Annotated in this window: 1 protein-coding gene; it reads left to right on the top strand. The window is 64.3% G+C overall.

Going from position 1 to position 1,380, the window contains the following annotated elements; all coding sequences use genetic code 11:
• Window positions 1-406 precede the first annotated feature (406 nt).
• On the top strand, window positions 407-1,380 hold a 974-nt coding region (locus tag Y694_RS21830; RefSeq protein WP_036236707.1), incomplete at its 3' end, for a DUF1329 domain-containing protein.

Here is a 1,380-nt window from a genome sequence, read left to right as displayed (position 1 = left end):
AACTGGGAGAACAACGTGATCGCCACGCTGCTGATGAAGGCCTTCCTCGTCAACGACCGCGTCAGCCCGCAGCTGATCACGGCCTACGACGTGCAGGCCCGCGCGCTGGTCACCTCGCCGCAGGTCGACTGGATCGTGACGGACAAGTTCAAGATCAGCTTCGGGGGCAACTTCAAGCTGCGCAACGGCGAGGACCGCTGGAAGTTCGACGACTGCCGCTCTTGCAACCCGTTCCCGCCCTTCACCGCCCCCTTCGGCGACACCGACCCCCTGAGCGCCTACTCGCGCGGCCTCGGCGGCCTCGAGCCCTCGGGCGCTTCCGCGCCGGCCCCATCGGCTCGGCCTGGAAGGAGAACGAGATCTTCCTCACCGCAAGGTATCAGTTCTGAAGCAGGAGACAACAACCATGACAACGAAGATTCAACAAGTCGGCCTGGCCTTGCTCACCGCGGGCCTGGCCTTCGCCAGCGTCCCCGCCGGCGCCGCCACCGAGGCCGACGTCGAGGCCTCGTTCAACCCCTACAAGAACGGCTTCCCGAGCTTCCCCGGGATGGCGCCCGGCCTCGTCATCAACAAGGCCAACGTCGAGCAGTTCAAGGACGCGCTGGACCCCGGCCTCTACGAGATCGTCAAGAACGGCTGGGACGAGATCAAGGTCGGCCCGACCACGCAGTTCACGATGGACAAGTTCTACGTCGAGGCGACGAAGAAGAACCTGAACACGACCAAGCTGGGCGCCCAGAGCGGCGAGATCACCGGCTTCGTGGCCGGGCGGCCCTTCCCGGAGGAGCCCAAGGTCGATGACCCGCGCGCGGGCGAGAAGATCGCCTGGAACTACAAGTACGGCGTCAACTGGGGCGACAACGCGGCGATCTACCCGTTCTACTGGAAGTACCGCAACATGACGACCGGCCAGGTCGAGCGCACGCTGAAGTTCAACTTCCACTTCCTGAACTTCAAGCACCGCGTGCAGCATGCCCCGGTGCCCGAGGTGACGCCCAACCCCTCGGAGCTGTTCCGCGGCATCTACCTCACGGTGCTCGAGCCGCAGGACCTGAAGAACACGCAGCTCCTGATTCAGCGCTACGAGAACGACCTGAAGTTCGACGACGCCTACCTCTACCTGGGCTTCCAGCGCCGCGTGCGCCGGCTCGCCACCGGGCAGACGACGGACGCCTTCCTCGGCGCGGACCTGATGATCGAGGACTTCGAGGGCTACAACGGCCGCATCTCGGACATGAAGTGGACGTTCAAGGGCACCAAGAACATCCTGATGCCCTACTACAACCACAACGAGCTGCAGCTGACCGACGAGTTCAAGGACCCGAGCGGCTACAAGTTCGTGGACTTCGGCGGGCAGGGCGGCTGCTTCCCGAAGAT

This window comes from Methylibium sp. T29-B, from assembly GCF_000576225.1.
GTDB lineage: Bacteria > Pseudomonadota > Gammaproteobacteria > Burkholderiales > Burkholderiaceae_C > Methylibium > Methylibium petroleiphilum.
The sequence above is the reverse complement of the archived record's forward strand: the minus strand, read 5'-3'. Positions and strand labels throughout refer to the sequence as shown.